The organism is Marivivens marinus, from assembly GCF_035969385.1.
GTDB lineage: Bacteria > Pseudomonadota > Alphaproteobacteria > Rhodobacterales > Rhodobacteraceae > SELP01.
The window spans coordinates 103,025-120,940 of sequence record NZ_JAYKKJ010000006.1; the positions used below are offsets into that span (position 1 = coordinate 103,025).

Here is a 17,916-nt window from a genome sequence, read left to right on the forward strand (position 1 = left end):
TACTGCCCCAACACAAAGGGGCCGCGCCCAAACTGACGCGGCCCCCTTTGCCCGGCAACGCGGGTATTCCTTACTTTTCTGGCACTAGCCCCGCGCGTCGCGGATCAGGCGCAGGATGTCCTGCGCGGCCTCAGGGATATTGGTGCCCGGCCCGAAGATCGCCTTGACCCCGGCCTTCTTCAGGAAATCGTAGTCCTGCTGCGGGATCACCCCGCCACAGATCACGATGATATCCTCGGCGCCCTGGTCCTTCAGCGCTTCGATCAGTTTGGGCGCAAGGGTCTTGTGACCCGCCGCCTGAGAGCTGATGCCGACCACATGCACATCGTTGTCGATGGCATCCTGTGCGGCCTCTTCCGGGGTCTGGAACAGCGGGCCGACATCCACGTCGAATCCGATATCGGCAAAGGCCGTGGCGATCACCTTGGCGCCCCGGTCGTGCCCGTCCTGCCCCATCTTCACGACCAGCATCCGGGGGCGGCGGCCCTCGGCCTCGGCGAAATCCTCGACCGATTTCTGGATCGCGGCAAAGCCCTCGTCGCCCTCATAGGCGGCGCCGTAGACCCCGGCGAGTGTCTTGACCTCGGCCCGGTGGCGGCCGAATTCCTTTTCCATCGCCATGCTGATCTCTCCTACGGTTGCGCGCTGGCGGGCGGCTTCGACAGCGGCCTCCAGCAGGTTGCCGCCTTCGCTGGCGCGGCGGGTCAGTTCGGCAAGGGCCGCGTCGCAGGCGGCCTGATCGCGACCGGCGCGGGTGCGTTCGATCCGGGCGATCTGGGCGTCGCGGACCTGCGCATTGTCGATCTCAAGGATGTCGATCGGGTCTTCCTTGTCCTTGCGGTATTTGTTGACCCCGACGATCACCTCTTCGCCCCGGTCGATCATCGCCTGACGGCGGGCGGCGGTTTCCTCGATCCGCAGCTTGGGCATGCCAGAGGCCACGGCCTTGGTCATGCCGCCCATCTCCTCGACCTCTTCGATCAGGGCCCAGGCCCGTTCCGCGAGATCGGCGGTCAGCTTCTCGACATAGTAGGACCCGGCCAGCGGATCGACCACATTGGTGATCCCGGTTTCTTCCTGCAGGATCAACTGGGTGTTGCGGGCAATGCGGGCGCTGAATTCCGTCGGAAGCGCAATCGCTTCGTCCAGCGCGTTGGTGTGCAGCGACTGGGTGCCACCAAGGGCCGCCGCCATCGCCTCGTAAGCCGTGCGGATGACGTTGTTATAGGGATCCTGTTCCTGCAAGGACACGCCGGAGGTCTGGCAATGGGTGCGCAACATCGACGACTGCGGCTTCTTCGGCTCGAATTCGGCCATGATCCGGTGCCAGAGCAGGCGGGCGGCGCGCAGTTTCGCGGCCTCCATGAAGAAGTTCATGCCGATGGCAAAGAAGAACGACAGGCGTGGGGCGAATTTGTCCACGTCCATCCCGGCCTTGATCGCGGTGCGCACGTATTCGCGCCCATCGGCCAGCGTATAGGCCAGTTCCTGCACAAGGTTCGCGCCCGCCTCTTGCATGTGATAGCCCGAGATCGAGATCGAGTTGAACTTGGGCATGTGGTCCGAGGTGTATTCGATGATATCCGCGATGATCCGCATCGACGGTTCGGGCGGATAGACATAGGTATTGCGGACCATGAATTCCTTCAGAATGTCATTCTGAATGGTCCCGGCCAGCAGGGATTTGTCGTGGCCCTGTTCCTCTCCAGTTACAATAAAATTTGCGAGAATGGGGATAACGGCGCCGTTCATGGTCATCGAGACGCTGATCTGGTCCAGCGGGATGCCGTCGAACAGGATCTTCATGTCCTCGACGCTGTCGATCGCCACGCCGGCCTTGCCCACGTCACCGACTACGCGGGGGTGGTCACTGTCATAGCCGCGGTGGGTGGCCAGATCGAAGGCCACCGAAACGCCCTGCTGCCCTGCGGCCAGCGCCTTGCGGTAGAAGGCGTTTGATTCCTCGGCGGTCGAGAACCCGGCGTATTGCCGGATGGTCCAGGGGCGGCCCGCATACATGGTCGCGCGGGGGCCACGGGTAAAGGGCGCCTCGCCCGGAAGGCTGCCCAGATGGTCCAGCCCGGCGATGTCTTCAGCGGTATAAAGTGGCTGAACCGGAATACCTTCCAGCGTATTCCATGTCAGCTCTGCCGGGTCGCGACCCTTCAGTTCAGCGCTGGCGCGCTTGGCCCAATCATCCTTGGTGCCCATGTCTCTTGTCCTCCAGTTCCGGTCCGGGCGCGGGATGTTTCCCTTGTCGCCGCCGGACGCGTGTTGTGGTTCATCTCTGTCAGGTCGGGGGCCGCGGGGGCGGCAAACGGGTTGGTCGGGGCGGTTTCGACCAGACGGGCAAGCCCATCCGCGCCGCGCCGCAGCCATTGCAGATCTTCGCGGTACTTGCCGCGCAGGGTCGCCTGTTGGGCTGCGTCAAAGGGCATCCAGCGGCCGTTCCCGGCGGGAAGCTGCGCGGCACGGTCCGCACCGCCCGCCGATACGATCTCGCGCAGTTTGGCAAGGCGCGGCGACGGGTTGTGCCAGTCGTTCTCGGGCCGGACAGTGGCGCCGGGCACCACCCCGCCCATCAGCATGGCCAATTCGTCCGCCGCCCTGCCTGCGAAACGCTCGAACGGCCAGATCACGAGGTCTGCATTCGGGAAAATCTTCGCCACGTCCCGGATCAGCTCGCGCCACCTGCGGGGGTGCGTCACAAGCCGGTCCAACTGCGCGGACGTCGGTATTGCGTGACCACGGGCCACGGCATAGGCCAGTGCCGAGGCCCAGTAGCTGTCGTAGGACCGGATCGACAGGCCAATCCGGGTGCAGCGCCGACCGAAGGGAAGCGCCATCGCTTCCAGCCGGGTGCGCAGGTCCGGATACAGCGCCCCGCGCCGCAGGTTGTCGCGCGAATTTCCGATCAGGTTCTCTTCGGCCACCAAAAGCGTCGTGGTCCCTGCATCCGCCAGCCGCGTACATTCCATCGCGACCCGTCCGGCCGCGCGAACCCGGCCCCGGTTCTGCATCAAGGGCACCCGGTCCGGTGTATCCATCAACCCCGCAAACAGGCCGGCGCGGGTCAGGCGCGGCGTCCAGAGGGCGATGTGGCTTTGGGCAAGCCGGGCTTCGTTCGCTTGCAGGAACATTTGCAGGGTCGTCGTGCCCGTCCGATGGGCACCAAGATGAAGGATCACGTCCACGGCGCGTACTGCCTTTTTGATCAGGGCCGCACAGGGGCGCACGGCGAGGGATATCGCCGCGATCATTGGACCGTGTTCCTTGGGATTGGATTAAACGTAAAATTGTTGCGGCCATGGGGCGCAGTCCCCTTCGCAACCGGCGATGGCCGCCCTATATTCACCTTTATGAAACGGATCATGAGCGGGCTGTTGGCCCTTGGAATTCTTGGGTTTTCAGCCCCCGCGCTACAGGCGCAGGACGATGACACCCGCCCGTTGGCAGAGGTCTGGGCAGAAGAGCCGACCCGAATTTTCGAGGCACAAGGCATCAATTTGAACGAGTTTCGGTTCATCGCCCGGCCTGTCATCGTCTTTGCCGACAGCCCTAATGACCCGAACTTCCGCCACCAGATGGAGCTTCTGGCCGAACGGCCCGAAGACCTTGCGGAACGGGACGTGATCCTGATCACCGATACCGACCCGGCTAATCCATCCGCGCTGCGGCTCGAATTGCGGCCAAGGGGGTTCATGCTGGTGCTGATCGACAAGGAAGGCGGGGTTGGCCTGCGCAAGCCGCAACCCTGGGACCTGCGCGAGCTGACCCGGTCGATCGACAAATTCCCGCTCCGGCAACAAGAGATCGAGGACCGGCGCTGAGGCACCGGCCCTGAAATGACCATGCCCGGTCGGGCGGTCACTCGAACTCCATGATCACGTCGTCGACGGCAAGGCTGTCGCCCGCGCCCGCGTTGATCTTGGACACGACCCCGGTCCGTTCGGCGCGCAGGATGTTTTCCATCTTCATCGCCTCAACGGTGCAGAGCGCCTGACCTTCCTGCACCTCCTGCCCCACTTCGACATCGACCTTCACGATCAGGCCGGGCATCGGGCAGAGCAGCAGTTTCGACGTATCTGGCGGCAGTTTTTCCGGCATCAACTGCGCCAGTTCCGCCTGGCGCGGGGTCCGCACCGTCACCTTCAGGTCCGCGCCCCGGAACCGGATGCGGAAGCCCTGGGTGATCTTGCCGGTCTTGAGGACAAGCATCTCTCCGCCCACGGTCAGCCGCGCGATGCTATCGCCCGGGGTCCAGTCGCTTTCCACCCGCAGGCAGGCACCATTGATGGTCACATCCGCGCCTGCCTTATCGGCGGCGATGGAAACGGGAAAATCCTGTCCCTGAACCGAGACAACCCAATCCGCGCCGACGTGGCGTTCATGGTTGTCCATCCGGCCAGAAATCCGGGCGCGGCGAATCTCGGCAACCCGGTGCATGGCGGCGGCAGCGGCCGCAACGCGGACCAAGGCATCACCGGGCAGCGTTACCCCTTCGAACCCGTCGGGGTATTCTTCGGCAATAAAGGCCGTAGTCATGTCGCCCGAGACGAATTTAGGGTGGTCCATTACGGCGGCGACAAACGGCAGGTTGTGGCCGATCCCCTCGACCTCGAACGTATCCAGCGCGACGCGCATTTCCTCGATCGCCTGCGCGCGGGTCGGGGCCCATGTGCACAGTTTGGCGATCATCGGGTCGTAATACATCGAAATCTCGCCGCCCTCGTAGACGCCGGTATCATTACGGACGACCCCGCCGGTCAGGGTCTCCCCTTCGACCGGGGGGCGATAGCGGGTCAGCCGCCCGATGGAGGGCAGGAAGTTGCGATAGGGGTCTTCCGCATAAAGGCGGTTTTCGATGGCCCAACCGTTGATCTTCAGATCGTCCTGCTTGAACGGCAGCTTCTCGCCCGCCGCGACGCGGATCATTTGTTCGACCAGATCGACCCCGGTGATCAGTTCGGTGACCGGGTGTTCCACCTGAAGGCGGGTGTTCATTTCAAGGAAATAGAAGTTCCGGTCGCCATCGACGATGAATTCCACGGTGCCCGCGCTGGCATAGCCCACCGCATGGGCCAGCGCGACGGCCTGTTCGCCCATGGCCTTGCGGGTCGCCTCGTCCAGGAACGGCGACGGGGCCTCTTCCACGACCTTTTGGTTTCGGCGCTGGATCGAACATTCCCGTTCGTGCAGATAGACGCCATTGCCGTGGCTGTCGCAGAGCACCTGAATTTCGATGTGGCGCGGCTGGGTCACGAATTTTTCGATGAATATCCGATCATCGCCAAAGCTACTGGCGGCCTCATTCTTGGACGACTGGAACCCCTCGCGGGCCTCCGTGTCGTTCCAGGCGATGCGCATCCCCTTGCCGCCGCCGCCGGCGCTGGCCTTGATCATCACCGGATAGCCGATCTCGTTCGATATCTTCACCGCCTCTTCGGCGTCATCGATCAGCCCCATGTAGCCGGGAACGGTGCTGACTTTGGCCTCCTGCGCGATCTTCTTTGAGGTGATCTTGTCGCCCATGCTTTCGATCGCACCCACCGGCGGCCCGATAAAGGCAACGCCCGCGGCAGACAGCGCCTCGGCGAACTTCGAGTTCTCGGACAGGAAGCCATAACCGGGATGGACGGCCTCGGCCCCCGTGGCCTTGATCGCCTCCATGATCTTGTCGATCACGATATAGGACTGGTTCGCCGGGGGCGGCCCGATGTGATAGGCCTCGTCCGCCATCTGCACATGCAGGGCGTTCTTATCCGCATCGGAATAGACCGCGACAGTCTGGATACCCATCTTGCGGGCGGTCTTGATGACACGGCAGGCGATCTCGCCCCGGTTGGCGATCAGGATCTTCTTGAACATCAGATGCAGTCCTTTTCATGCAAAACCGCCGCAGGGGCGGACATGCCCCCACGGCGGTTCAAAGTGTTCAGGCGCCCCGAAGGGCGGCGGGAATTAGTTACAGGCCGAAACGCCGAAATCGTCGCAGGTTGCGCCAGCCGCACCACCGATAAGCGCACCGGTGACGACATTGCCGCCCGTGGCATCGGCAACCACCGCACCGGCAGCCGCGCCGGCAAGGCCGCGTTCGAGATCGCTGTCCAGACAGGCCGACAGGCCGGTGATGGCAATGGCTGCGAGAGCGAGAGAAATTTTACGCATTGGGAACTGCCCTTGTTTTTGTTGAGACAGGCAGAATCTTCCGTGCAATCGCGATGATATTCAATATCAATTCGACCTTGCCGTTCCTCATACGCGGCATTTCGCGCAGCAGGGAAAAGGGATGCCGGCCCGGTTCCAATGGAACCAGACCGGCTAGGGGAAGGGTAACGGTATTGACAATGTGTCCCGGACAACATGCTGGTGTCGCCCCGGACAAGACCGAGATTGGACCGGAAATCCGGACGCGCAAACCCGGCGCGCGGCAGGCGCCGATTTTGGGCATTTTCCCGCCCAAATTGCATGTCGCCCGGCATATTCCCGCCCATCAGTCCCAATCGTCGTCCTCCGCCTCTTCAAAGGGGCTGGGGCCGAAGAATACCTCGGGGTAGCTGGCCTGCGCGCGCTTCACGTCGATCCGCAGAAGCGCCTCGTAACTTTCGGGGTCAAACGGGTCTTCGGCGGGCACAACCTCGCGACCGAACAGCCAGGACAGGCGGCCCGCATCAAGGTTGCCGCGCTCGAACGGCTCCTCCCCGAAATGGTGCCAGAGGGCCGCCATGAAGCCTTCATCGGCCTTGCGATCGGCCTGCTTGCGGTCACGGAACCGTTCACGCGCAATCAGTTTCGTCGCGCCGGCCTTATTGGCGCGGCGGATCGTGAACTGGAAATCGCTGGAAGGAAGACGGCCGGGGAAGCCACGGTGTTTCAGCATCACGCGCCCTCCTTGACGGTCAGGGCGCGGAGGGAACGGTCGGGCGCTTGGGGGACCCGTCCGTGCGCGGTATCAGTTGTATTTGCCGGTGTAGACCGGTTCGACCGTGACCGGAGTCGGATCGACGACAACGTATTCTTCGACATCGCCCTGTTTGCTGCAGGCGGCGACGACGGCAAGGATTCCAAAGGCCAGAAGGGCCTTGAGGCTGTTCGACATGGGATGCTCCTGTTTCTGCCCACCCGGACCGGACAGGGTTGATCCCCACCTCGGGCCGAAGTCTTGTTATTATCGGCCGTAGATGAACGACCTTGGGTCAGATTACCGGAATCATTGGAAAAAAGATACGCGGCGGTTGCGCATGCGGCGCGCTGTGGCCGGGCTGCATCAAACTGGGTCATGGCGGGTTGGGGCCTCGCAAGATGTTGTGGGTGCATCAGAACTGCTCCCATATGCAGGCGGTGCCGTCCAGCGTGAAAGGCTCGAAAAACTGGGTGGCTTCGGGGTCGGCCTCGCCAAAGGGGACGACCCGGTCCGACAGGGACACGACCACCTCGACCACCTCGACCCCGGCCTCCTGCAGCGCCGGAACCGCCAGCGCCTCGCACAGCCAGGGAAAGTCGTCCAGCACCTCTTCATAGGTGCGGCCGCCCGCCCCGATTTCTGGCGCAAGGAACCGGAACCGCGCCACCGACGGCATGTCCTCAAGGATCACGTCGATCAGGGTGACAGACTGGCCCGAGGGCAGCACGACGGCATCCGCTGCCGGAGCCATGCCCGGCAGGACCATCCATCCCGCTACGATCCAGCCAAACCTTGCCATTGCCGTGCCTTTGTCCCTTCTTTGGGTCTCAAATATCCTCGGGGGTGAATTGGCCCCCCGGGCCAAGAGGGGGCAGACAGCCCCCTGCCCCGCCTGATGTTACCGGAACGGGCGGCGGTCCCCGATCTTTTGGCCCCAACCGGGGGCCGCCCGCGCCGTTCCTTCCGCTCGTCTGCTCCTCCAAACGTCAGAGCGGAATATTGTCGTGCTTCTTCCACGGGTTCTGTAGCTTCTTGCCGCGCAGGGACGCAAAGGCCCGCGCCACCCGCTTGCGGGTCGAATGCGGCATGATCACCTCGTCGATGAAGCCCTTCTCGGCGGCGACGAAAGGATTGGCGAAACGATCTTCGTAGTCCTTCGTCCGGGCTGCGATCTTGTCCTTGTCGCCCAGTTCCGACCGGTAGAGGATTTCCACCGCGCCCTTGGCGCCCATCACCGCGATCTCGGCGGTGGGCCAGGCATAGTTGAAATCGCCGCGCAGGTGCTTGGACGCCATCACGTCATAGGCCCCGCCATAGGCCTTGCGGGTAATGACCGTGACCTTGGGCACCGTTGCCTCGCCATAGGCGAACAGCAGCTTGGCGCCGTGCTTGATGACGCCGCCGTATTCCTGGCTGGTCCCCGGCAGGAAGCCCGGCACATCCACCAGCGTCAGGATCGGAATCTCAAAGGCATCGCAGAACCGGACAAAGCGGGCGGCCTTGCGGCTGCTGTCGATGTCCAGACAACCGGCCAACACCATCGGCTGGTTCGCCACCACGCCCACCGACCGGCCTTCCAACCGAATGAAGCCGGTGATGATGTTCTTGGCATAGTCCTGCTGGATCTCGAAGAAATCGCCTTCGTCGGCCAGCTTATGGATCAGTTCCTTCATGTCATAGGGGGTGTTCGGATTGTCCGGCACCAGCGTATCAAGACTGTCCTCGATCCGGTTCACATCATCGAAGAAGGGCCGCACGGGGGGCTTTTCGCGGTTGTTGAGCGGCAGGAAATCCACAAGACGGCGAATCTCGGCCAGCGCTTCGACGTCGTTTTCAAAGGCACCGTCGGCCACGCTCGATTTCTTGGTGTGGGTCGATGCGCCGCCCAGCTCCTCGGCGGTGACGACCTCGTTGGTGACGGTCTTCACCACATCCGGGCCGGTGACGAACATGTAGCTGCTGTCTTTCACCATGAAGATGAAATCGGTCATTGCGGGCGAATAAACCGCGCCCCCCGCACAGGGCCCCATGATCACCGAGATTTGCGGCACCACGCCCGAAGCCATGATGTTGCGCTGGAACACCTCGGCATAGCCGGCAAGCGAGGCGACCCCTTCCTGAATCCGCGCCCCGCCGGAATCGTTGATCCCGATCACCGGCGCGCCATTCTGCATCGCCATATCCATGATCTTACAGATCTTTTCGGCGTGGGTTTCCGACAGAGAGCCGCCGAAGACCGTGAAATCCTGACTGAAGACATAGACCATCCGGCCATTAACCGTGCCCCAGCCGGTCACAACCCCATCGCCGGGCATCTGGCTGTCCTGCATCCCGAAATCGGTGCAGCGGTGGGCCTTGAACATGTCGAACTCTTCGAACGATCCTTCGTCCAAAAGGAGTTCGATCCGTTCGCGCGCGGTCAGCTTGCCCTTGGAGTGCTGGGCGTCGATCCGCTTTTGCCCGCCACCCTGTCGGGCGACGGCTCGGCGGCCTTCCAGCTCTTGCAGGATATCCTTCATGGGTGGTCTCCTTCACGTCCAATGGGGCCTTGGTTGCCGGACCATAAGGGCAGCGGGGGTGGAATGCGAAGGACGAATGCGCATATTTGCAAACTCGGCCATTAGCTAATCTTCGCAAATGCAAATCCGCAAAGTCGCTGAAAGTGCCCCGGGGGCGGGGCGTTTTGCCATGGACAGCCCCGGACGGCAGGCATAGCACTTTGCCATGACTGAAAAACCCGTCGTCCGGTTTCTGGACCGCACCACCGCCCCACATGTCCTGACACTAATCCTGCTGGCCGGCGTATCGGCGCTGAACATGTCGGTTTTCCTGCCCTCCCTGAACGGGATGACCGCCTATTTCGGCACCGAATACGCGGTGATGCAGCTTGCGGTTTCGGGCTATCTCGCGGCGACGGCGGTGCTTCAGGTTCTGGTCGGACCGCTTGCGGACCGCTTTGGGCGGCGGCCTGTCGTCCTTTGGGCTTTGGCGCTGTTCACACTCGCCACCATTGGCGCGCTGTTTGCCCCGACGGTCGAGGTCTTCCTTGCCTTCCGTATGGCGCAGGCGGTTGTGGCCACCGGCATGGTCCTCAGCCGGGCCGTGGTGCGCGACATGGTGCCCGCCGATCAGGCGGCGTCGATGATCGGCTATGTGACCATGGGTATGGCGCTGGTCCCGATGGTGGGGCCGATGATCGGCGGGGCGCTGGATCAATTGTTCGGCTGGCATGCAACCTTTGTCTTTCTGGCCGGGGCCGGGGCGCTGGTCTGGGCGCTGTGCTACCGCGATCTGGGGGAAACGGTATCCGGCGGGGGCGTCGGGTTCCGCGACCAGCTGCGCAGCTACCCCGAGCTTCTGACCTCGCCCCGGTTCTGGGGCTACGTGGCCTGCGCCGCCTTCGGGTCTGGGGCGTTTTTCGCTCTTCTGGGCGGCGCGAGCTTTGTCGCGGGCACCGCGTTTCACCTATCGCCTTTCTGGACCGGGATGGCGCTCGGGTCTCCGGCCATCGGCTATGCGGTGGGCAACGGGATTTCGGGCCGCCTGTCGGTGCGGGTCGGCATCGACCGGATGATCCTTTGGGGCACGGGCGTGTCGACCTTCGGGATGGGCCTGTCTCTGGTCCTGTCGCTGGGCGGGGTGCATCATCCGCTGGTGTTCTTCGGGCTGTGCACCTTTTTGGGGCTGGGCAACGGGATCATGCTGCCCAATGCCACCGCCGGATCGCTGTCCGTCCGACCACATCTGGCGGGGACGGCATCAGGCCTTGGCGGGGCGATCATGATCGGCGGCGGCGCGGCCCTGTCTGCCCTGGCGGGCAGCCTGCTGACCGAAGAGACGGGCGCGATCCCGCTACAGGTGATCATGTTGGTCACCTCGGCGCTGGCTGGCGTCTCGATCCTTCTGGTCATGGCGCGCACCCGCGCCCTGGGAGAGGCTTAGGGGTGGTGGGTCAAGACCCACATTACGCCCCAACCGATTTGAGAATTTGAGAACGAAAAAGGGCCGCATCGTAAGGTGGGTCTTGACCCACCTTTGCCAAGGGGTGAATTTGCAAACACGCGCAAGACGCGGTGCTAAGTTGCAAAGGCGATCCAATGGCGGTTCAGAAACTCTATGCCGGGGCGAAGCTTCGGGAATTGCGGGCGCGGCTGGGGCTGACCCAGAAGGCCTTTGCCGAGAAACTGGGTGTGTCCCTGCCCTATCTGAACCAGATGGAGAACAACAATCGGCCCGTTTCCACCTCGGTCGTCCTGAGCCTTGCACAGGAATTCGGGTATGACGTGACAGAACTGCAGTCGGGGGACGAGGCGCGTCTGGTCGGCGACATGCGCGAGGCGCTGGCCGACCCGGTGTTCACCGCTGCCCCGCCATCCCTGGCCGATCTGCGCCTTGCCGCCGCCAACGCGCCGGCATTGGCCCGGGCCTTTCTGGACCTGCACGCGGCCTATCGCCAGACCCATGAACGGCTTGCCAGCCTGGACGAGGCGCTGGGACGCGAAGACGCCCGCCTGCAACCCAGCCCCTGGGAAGAGGTGCGCGACTTCTTCCACTATTGCGACAACTACATCGACGCGGTGGACCGCGCCGCCGAACGCTTTGCCACCCAAAGCGCGGCGGGGGCGACGATCCGCGATGCCGCGATATCGGAACTGCGCACCCGCAAGGTCAGCATCTCCTTCACCGACAGCCCCGTTGTCCGCCATTACGACCCCGATACCCGGCAATTGCAGCTGTCCCGCCGCGCGACCGAGGCGACCCGGACCTTCCAACTGCTGCTGCAACTGGCGCTGCTGACGCAGGACCAACTGCTGGAGGCGACGTTGGACCTTGCCCGGTTCCAATCGCCCGAGGCCCGCGCCATCGCCAAGGTCGGGCTGGCCAATTACTACGCTGGCGCGGTGCTGATGCCCTATGGACGGTTCCTGTCCGCCGCCCGCGAAACCCGGCACGATCTGGAACGGCTGGCCGACCGCTTTGGGGCGAGCCTTGAGCAAGTGGCGCACCGGCTGTCCACCCTGCAACGCCCCGGTGCCAAGGGTATCCCGTTCTTCTTTGTCCGGGTCGATCCGGCGGGCACGATCACCAAGCGCCATTCGGCAACCCACCTGCAATTCGCCCGATACGGCGGCGCCTGCCCGCTGTGGAACGTGCACCGGGCCTTTGAAACGCCGGGCCGGTTTCTGCGCCAGCTGGCCGAGACGCCGGATGGAATGCGCTATTTCTGCCTTGCCCGGGATGTGACGAAATCGGGCGGCGCCTTTGACGCCCCGACCCGCCGCTATGCCATCGGGCTGGGGTGCGAGGTGAAACACGCCCCGGCCCTCGTCTATGCCGACCACATGGACATCGACACGCCCGAGGCGTTCGAACCGATCGGGATTTCCTGCCGAATCTGCGAACGCAAGGACTGCCACCAGAGGGCGGTTCCACCGCTGGAACGGCGGTTGCGGGTGGACCCGGACCATCGCGGCGTTCTGCCTTACAGCGTTGACTGAACCACCGATCCGGGGCCTGCTTTCCGTCAGGTCAGGCGGCCCGGAGAAAAATACTTGTTGCGTCTGTAAAAAATTTTTTTAACCTTCGGACAACTCTGCCGCTGCCAAGGCTTTCATGTCCGAACTCCCTTCACCCAAGGGCCGTGCGCCCCGGCTTGGCCCGTTGCTTCGCAAACGGCGCAAACAGCTAGGGCTGACCCTGCAAGAGCTGTGTGACCGGTCGGGCGTGTCGGTTGGCTATCTCAGCCAGATCGAACGGGAAATGGCGACGCCGACGCTGGGCACACTGGCGCAACTGGCGGACGGGTTGCAGGTGGGTCTGGATTTCTTCGTGAAGTCGCACAAGCCGACCGACGCCATCACCCGCGCAGGAGGGCGCGAGCTGTTTTCGCTGGCCGGTTCGTCGATCAGCTACGAGGCCCTGTCGAACGACTATCCGGGGTCGGAAATGTCGTCCTACATCATGCATGTTCCGCCGGGATATGAATCCGAGGTGGTGTCGCATGAGGGCGAGGAGATCCTGTTCATCCTGTCGGGCACGATCCGGCAGGTGCTGGACGGGCAGGTCTTTACCATGACGGAAGGAGACAGCCTTCACTACAGCGGCGAGGTTCCGCATTCCTGGTCGAACCCGACCGATGAACCGGCGCGCATCCTGTGGACCGGAACCCTTGCGGTTCTGTCGCCGGACGGGTCGCGCCGCCTGCCGAAAGCCACCGCTGCCAACGATAATTGAGGCCGCCCCACAGGGGGCATCGGGCGCCGCAAACTGGCGGACCCAATACAAACACGGCGCAGAAGACGCCGGACCCAACCAAAGAACCGACATGGAGGTTACCCATATGTCACTGAAGATGAAATTCCTTGGCCTGACCGCGGCCATTGCCCTGAGTGCGGGCAGTGCTTCGGCGCAGGCGCTGGTCTATTGCTCGGAAGGTTCGCCCGAAGGCTTTGACCCGGCGCTTTACACGTCCGGCACCACCTTCGACGCGTCCAGCCACCCGATCTACAACCGGCTGGTCGAATTCAAGGTCGGCACCACCGAGGTCATCCCCGGCCTTGCCGAAAGCTGGTCGGTCTCCGAAGACGGCATGACCCTGACCTTCAACCTGCGCCGTGGCGTGCAGTTCCATTCGAACGACATGTTCACCCCCACCCGCGACTTCAACGCGGATGACGTGATCTTCTCGTTCGACCGTCAAGGCAATGCTGAAAACCCCTATAACTCCGTCTCGGGCGGAACCTGGGAATACTTCGGCGGCATGGACATGGGCTCGCTCATCGAAAGCATCGAAAAGGTCGATGACTACACCGTCGTCTTCCATCTGACCCGCCCCGAGGCCCCGATCGTCGCCAATATGGCGATGGATTTCGCCTCGATCGTGTCGAAGGAATATGCCGATGCGATGATGGAAGCAGGCACCCCGGAAATGCTGAACCAGGCGCCGATCGGCACTGGCCCGTTTGCATTCCAGGCCTATCAGAAGGACGCGGTGATCCGTTACCTGCGCAACGACAACTACTGGGGCGACCCGGCCCGCGTTGAATCTCTGATCTTCGCGATCACTCCGGATGCCTCTGTCCGCTACCAGAAGATCCAGGCGGGTGAATGCCATGTCATGGCCTATCCGAACCCGGCCGACATCAGCGCGATGCAGGCTGACGCCGGCACTGTGGTGATGGAACAGGAAGGTCTGAACGTGGGCTATCTGGCCTACAACACGACCCAGGCCCCGTTCGACAATGCAAACGTGCGTCGCGCCCTGAACATGGCGATCGACAAGCAGGCCATCATCGACGTGGTGTTCCAGGGCTCTGGCCAGATCGCCAAGAACCCGATCCCGCCGACCATGTGGTCCTACAACGATGCCGTGGTGGACGATGCCTATGATCCGGCAGCCGCCCGCGCCATGCTTGAGGCCGAAGGCGTGACCGACCTGTCCATGAAGATCTGGGCAATGCCGGTGCAGCGTCCCTACAACCCCAACGCCCGCCGCATGGCCGAACTGATGCAGGCCGACTTTGCCGAGGTTGGCGTGGATGTTGAGATCGTGTCCTACGAATGGGGTGAATACCTGTCCCGTTCGCGCGAGCTGAACCGTGACGGTGCTGTCCTTCTGGGCTGGACCGGCGACAACGGCGACCCGGACAACTTCCTTGCCGTCCTTCTGGGCTGTGAAGGGGTTGAAGCGTCGAACCGCGCCCAGTGGTGCCACCAGCCGTTCGAAGACCTGATCCAGGCCGCCAAGGTGTCCAACGATCCGGCCGAGCGGACCCGTCTTTATGAAGAGGCGCAGGTGGTTTTCAAGGAGCAGGCCCCCTGGGCAACCATCGCCCATTCGGTCGTCTACATGGTGATGCGCCCCGAGGTTGACGGCTATGTCGTGCACCCGCTGGGTGGCCACATCTTCAACCAGGTCGGCCTGAACTAAGCTGACGTGATGAAATCGGACCGGCGCGGCCCTCGCGCCGGTCCAACCAACCCTCCAATCCAGAGGCGCAGATGACCGAAACGCTTGCCGACAGACTGGCCGATTATGCCGAGGTGGCGAAACGGATGGGGGTTGATGCCGTGGCGCTTGTGCCCGGCCCGAATTTCACCCGCGTCGTCCACCATCCCTTCATGAGCCATGAACGGCCCTTCGTTCTGGCAGTGGGTGCGGATGGGCGCGCGGCGGCCATCGTGCCGAACCTTGAATTGCGCAGCTGGGATCTGGTGGGCTTTGATGGCCCGGTTTTCGATTGGCGCGACCAGACCGGCTACGCCGAGGCGTTCCAGTCTTTCATGGACTACCTCTCCCCCGCCTCCATCGGGGTCGAGGGGCAAGTCATGCGGGTCTTCGTCCATCACGCGATGCAGAAGGCCCGTCCGGACGTCCGGATTGTCGACGCGGAAACCGAAATCTCGGCCCTGCGGATGATCAAGACCCCTGACGACGTCGCCGCCATGCGCGAGGCGATCGCCATTTCCGAACGCGCACTGCAACGCACGTTGGACGGGGTGCGGATCGGCCAGACCGAGAAACAGATCGAACAGGCGCTGATCCTGAACCTGTTCGCTGAAGGGGCCGAGGACCACGCGTTCCGCCCGATTGTCGCCGCAGCCGACAATTCCGCCCGCCCCCACGCCAAGGCCCGGGACTATGCGATTCAGGCGGGCGATGCGCTGCTGCTCGATTTCGGGGCGCGGGCGGGCGGGTTCTGCGCCGATATCACCCGCACCTTTTTCGTGGGCCATGTAACGGACGAAGCGGCCGAGATTTACGACACCGTGCTGCGCGCCAACCGAAAGGGGCATGAAGTGACCCGCGCGGGCGTCACCGCGCATCAGATCGACGACGCGGTGACCGGCGTGCTCGAGGCCTCTCCTTTCGCCGACTTCATCCGCACCAAGACCGGCCACGGGCTGGGCCGCGAGGTGCACGAGGCCCCCTATGTCATGCGGGGCAATCACCTGACCCTGCCCGCCGGGACCGTCTATACCAACGAACCGGGCCTTTACTTGATCGGCAAGCTGGGCGTGCGGATCGAAGACGATATCCTGATCACCGAAGAGGGCTGCGACAGCCTGACCACCTTTCCGACTGACCTACAGGTGCTGACGTGCTGAAATTCCTGCTTTCCCGTCTTCTGACCTTCGTGCCCACTTTCATCGGGGTGACGTTGATTTCCTTCGCCTTTATCCGGGTGCTGCCCGGTGACCCGATCATCGTGATGGCGGGCGAACGGGGGATGACCGATGAACGCTATGCCGAGCTGACCGCGCAATACGGGTTCGACAAACCCATGACCGTGCAGTTCTGGGATTACCTGACCGGGGTGCTGCAGGGCGATCTGGGCCAAAGTTTCGTGACCAAGCGCCCGGTCTGGGATGAATTCTTTTCGCTGTTCCCGGCCACGCTGGAACTGTCGGTCTGCGCGATGATCTTCGCGGTCTGCCTTGGGCTGCCCGCCGGGGTGATCGCCGCGGTAAACCGGGGCAAGCTGTTTGACCGGACCCTGATGTCGGCGGCGCTGGTGGGCTATTCCATGCCGATCTTCTGGTGGGCGCTTTTGCTGATCATCGTCTTTTCCGGGCAGTTGCAATGGACGCCCGTGTCGGGACGGATCGACCTGATCTACTATTTCTCGGACGCGACCGGATTCATGCTGATCGACTCGATCCGGTCCGGGCAAGATGGCGCGCTGTGGTCGGCGATCCGGCATCTGATCCTGCCGACCATCGTGCTGGGCACCATCCCGCTGGCCGTGATCGCGCGGCAGACCCGGTCCGCCATGCTCGAGGTGCTGGGCGAGGATTACATCCGCACCGCCCGGGCCAAGGGCATGTCGCCCCTGCGGATCAATTCGATCCACGCGCTGCGCAACGCGCTGATCCCCGTCGTCACCGTTATCGGCCTGTCGGTCGGCACGCTGCTGGCCGGGGCGATCCTGACCGAAACGATTTTTAGCTGGCCCGGCATCGGCAAATGGATGGTCGATAGCATCTTCCGCCGCGACTACCCTGTTGTTCAGGGCGGCCTGCTGCTCATCGCCGTGATGGTGATGATCGTGAACCTGACCGTTGATGTCCTTTACGGGATCATCAACCCCAAGATCCGGAAACGCTGACATGGCCCTTCAAACCATCGTCGAAAACACCCCCGACCGCCCGAGCGCCCTGCGCGAGTTCTGGTACTACTTCCGGGAAAACCGCGGCGCGGTCATCGGGCTTTGGGTCTTTGCGCTGTTCCTGCTGGTGGCGGCCTTTGCCCCCCTTCTGGCGCCCTATGACCCGACCGAGCAGTTCCGCGACTACACGCTTCTTCCGCCCGCGTGGCAGGAGGGCGGAAGCTGGGCCTTCCCGCTGGGCACCGACCCGCTGGGCCGGGACATGCTGTCGCGGCTGATCGAAGGGGCGCGGTTCTCCTTTTTCGTCGGCGTGGTGGTTGTGACCATCGCTACCACGGGCGGGATCATCATCGGGCTGATCGCCGGGTTCGCGCCGCGCTGGCTCGACACCATCATCATGCGGATCATGGATATCGTGCTGGCCTTCCCCTCGCTTCTGCTGGCGCTGGTGCTGGTGGCGATCCTCGGGCCGTCGCTGACCAACGCGATGATCGCCATCGCCATCGTGCTGCAACCCCATTACGTCCGCCTGACCCGCGCCAGCGTGCTGTCGGAACGGCAAAAGGACTATGTCACCTCGGCCAAGGTGGCGGGCGCCCGCCTGCCCCGGCTGATGTTCAAGACCGTTCTGCCCAACTGCCTTGCCCCGATCATCGTGCAGGCCGCCCTGTCCTTTTCCACCGCGATCCTTGACGCGGCGGCGCTGGGGTTCCTTGGCATGGGGGCGCAGCCGCCGACGCCCGAATGGGGCACCATGCTGGCCGAAGCGCGCGAGTTTATCCTGCGCGCCTGGTGGGTCGTCACCTGGCCCGGCGTCGCCATCCTGATCACCGTGCTGGCGATCAACCTGATGGGCGACGGGCTGCGCGACGCGCTTGACCCGAAACTGAAGCGGAGCTGAGC

At 63.4% G+C, this 17,916-nt stretch carries 16 protein-coding genes; 8 read left to right on the top strand and 8 right to left on the bottom strand.

Translation table 11 applies throughout. From position 1 onward, the window contains the following. Positions 1–84: 84 nt before the first annotated feature. Positions 85–2,211, bottom strand: coding sequence for a methylmalonyl-CoA mutase (scpA, locus tag U3648_RS11165; RefSeq protein ID WP_420859308.1), 2,127 nt, complete (start codon positions 2,209–2,211; stop codon positions 85–87). Further along, positions 2,166–3,260: a hypothetical protein gene (locus tag U3648_RS11170; RefSeq protein WP_420859309.1), complete on the bottom strand. Its 1,095-nt coding sequence runs from the start codon at positions 3,258–3,260 to the stop codon at positions 2,166–2,168. Before U3648_RS11170 ends, scpA begins: the two co-directional genes overlap by 46 nt. Before the next feature lie 111 nt (positions 3,261–3,371). Here U3648_RS11170 and U3648_RS11175 point away from each other — a divergent pair, with 111 nt between their 5' ends. Beyond that, positions 3,372–3,830 (top strand): DUF4174 domain-containing protein, encoded by a 459-nt coding sequence (locus U3648_RS11175; protein WP_420859310.1) that lies wholly within the window; start codon positions 3,372–3,374, stop codon positions 3,828–3,830. A gap of 37 nt (positions 3,831–3,867) precedes the next feature. On the opposite strand, the gene U3648_RS11180 is transcribed toward U3648_RS11175, so the two are convergent. The 6 genes from U3648_RS11180 to U3648_RS11205 all read right to left on the bottom strand — a co-directional run bounded on the left by U3648_RS11180 (position 3,868) and on the right by U3648_RS11205 (position 9,423). Continuing rightward, positions 3,868–5,868, bottom strand: a complete 2,001-nt coding sequence (locus U3648_RS11180; RefSeq protein ID WP_420859311.1) for an acetyl-CoA carboxylase biotin carboxylase subunit — start codon at positions 5,866–5,868, stop codon at positions 3,868–3,870. Between the two features lie 93 nt (positions 5,869–5,961). Beyond that, positions 5,962–6,168: a hypothetical protein gene (locus U3648_RS11185; RefSeq protein WP_420859312.1), complete on the bottom strand. Its 207-nt coding sequence runs from the start codon at positions 6,166–6,168 to the stop codon at positions 5,962–5,964. Positions 6,169–6,493: 325 nt separating this feature from the next. Continuing rightward, a complete protein-coding gene (locus U3648_RS11190; protein ID WP_420859313.1) occupies positions 6,494–6,880 on the bottom strand; it encodes a hypothetical protein in 387 nt (128 codons plus the stop codon). 72 nt (positions 6,881–6,952) lie between these two features. After that, positions 6,953–7,099 (bottom strand): hypothetical protein, encoded by a 147-nt coding sequence (locus U3648_RS11195; RefSeq protein ID WP_420859314.1) that lies wholly within the window; start codon positions 7,097–7,099, stop codon positions 6,953–6,955. Between the two features lie 217 nt (positions 7,100–7,316). Then, complete coding sequence (locus U3648_RS11200) at positions 7,317–7,703, bottom strand: DUF6497 family protein (protein WP_420859315.1); 387 nt, start codon at positions 7,701–7,703, stop codon at positions 7,317–7,319. Positions 7,704–7,890: 187 nt separating this feature from the next. Then, a complete protein-coding gene (locus U3648_RS11205) occupies positions 7,891–9,423 on the bottom strand; it encodes an acyl-CoA carboxylase subunit beta (protein WP_420859316.1) in 1,533 nt (510 codons plus the stop codon). Between the two features lie 205 nt (positions 9,424–9,628). Between U3648_RS11205 and U3648_RS11210 the strand changes: the two genes are divergently transcribed. From U3648_RS11210 to U3648_RS11240, 7 genes are all read left to right on the top strand, one after another. Continuing rightward, on the top strand, positions 9,629–10,846 hold the full coding sequence (locus tag U3648_RS11210; protein WP_420859317.1) for a multidrug effflux MFS transporter: 1,218 nt from the start codon (positions 9,629–9,631) through the stop codon (positions 10,844–10,846). A gap of 155 nt (positions 10,847–11,001) precedes the next feature. Continuing rightward, on the top strand, positions 11,002–12,402 hold the full coding sequence (locus tag U3648_RS11215) for a helix-turn-helix domain-containing protein (RefSeq protein WP_420859318.1): 1,401 nt from the start codon (positions 11,002–11,004) through the stop codon (positions 12,400–12,402). A 115-nt stretch (positions 12,403–12,517) separates the two neighbouring features. Then, the gene (locus U3648_RS11220) at positions 12,518–13,138 is read left to right on the top strand and encodes a helix-turn-helix domain-containing protein (protein WP_420859319.1); all 621 of its coding nucleotides are present in this window, start codon (positions 12,518–12,520) and stop codon (positions 13,136–13,138) included. 118 nt (positions 13,139–13,256) lie between these two features. Next, complete coding sequence (locus U3648_RS11225) at positions 13,257–14,834, top strand: ABC transporter substrate-binding protein (protein WP_420859395.1); 1,578 nt, start codon at positions 13,257–13,259, stop codon at positions 14,832–14,834. A 71-nt stretch (positions 14,835–14,905) separates the two neighbouring features. Then, the gene (locus tag U3648_RS11230; RefSeq protein ID WP_420859320.1) at positions 14,906–16,012 is read left to right on the top strand and encodes a M24 family metallopeptidase; all 1,107 of its coding nucleotides are present in this window, start codon (positions 14,906–14,908) and stop codon (positions 16,010–16,012) included. Next, entirely contained in the window at positions 16,006–17,013 is a 1,008-nt protein-coding gene (locus U3648_RS11235; RefSeq protein WP_420859321.1) for an ABC transporter permease subunit, read from the top strand. The genes U3648_RS11230 and U3648_RS11235 overlap by 7 nt, the downstream gene beginning before the upstream one ends. 1 nt (position 17,014) lies before the next feature. Continuing rightward, positions 17,015–17,914, top strand: coding sequence for an ABC transporter permease subunit (locus tag U3648_RS11240; RefSeq protein ID WP_420859322.1), 900 nt, complete (start codon positions 17,015–17,017; stop codon positions 17,912–17,914). Positions 17,915–17,916: the final 2 nt, after the last annotated feature.